This is a genomic window from Halomonas sp. 3D7M, from assembly GCF_014897885.1.
Classification (GTDB): Bacteria; Pseudomonadota; Gammaproteobacteria; order Pseudomonadales; family Halomonadaceae; genus Vreelandella.
Map to the genome: position 1 here is coordinate 1,976 of NZ_JABUZF010000217.1, position 536 is coordinate 2,511.

Below are 536 nucleotides of genomic sequence, written 5' to 3' on the forward strand. Positions count from 1 at the left end.
ACTTTGAGTCTGCGCTGTTAATTGCCATGCTCGGTTTTATCAGCACGGTGGCCGTATGTAAGTACATTTTACGCGGGGATATTATCGAATGAACCGTGTCACGTCTCAGGAGATGCGCCCATGTCGTTTTTTGTCGAAGCGCTGATTTCACTACTGTTGGTTGCAGGCGGTATTTTCGTCTTTATCGGCTCGCTGGGTCTCGCTCACCTAAGAGACTTCTACATGCGCCTGCATGGCCCCACCAAGGCCACCACACTCGGCATAGGCTGCATGCTTGTCGCCTCAATGGGTTACTTTTGGAGTATCGATGGCAAGCCTGACGTACAAGAACTGCTAATCACGCTGTTTTTATTCATTACCGCACCGGTTAGCGCTCACTTGCTCGCCAAAACGGGTCTTCACATGCAGCTCAAGCATATAGATAAAACCCAGGGCAAACCGGTAGAGCTCCGCTCAGAAGAAGTTGGTGAAAAACCTGTCCCGCACCCTGACAAGGGGCATGGTTAAAAGACAGGAACAGCCGTTCTTGATCGCTA

Annotated in this window: 2 protein-coding genes; both read left to right on the forward strand. The window is 50.6% G+C overall.

The genetic code is table 11. The features are described 5' to 3' along the window. Positions 1-92, forward strand: a 92-nt coding sequence (locus INT22_RS20930; protein ID WP_264298844.1) for a monovalent cation/H+ antiporter complex subunit F, incomplete at its 5' end; no start/stop codon positions are given. A 28-nt stretch (positions 93-120) separates the two neighbouring features. Then, positions 121-507, forward strand: coding sequence for a Na+/H+ antiporter subunit G (locus INT22_RS12415; protein WP_089037596.1), 387 nt, complete (start codon positions 121-123; stop codon positions 505-507). The last annotated feature ends 29 nt before the right edge of the window (positions 508-536 follow it).

Coding starts and splice junctions, on each gene's coding strand:
- INT22_RS12415 (WP_089037596.1), top strand. CDS start 121: ATGTCGTTTTTTGTCGAAGCGCTGATTTCACTACTGTTGGTTGCAGGC.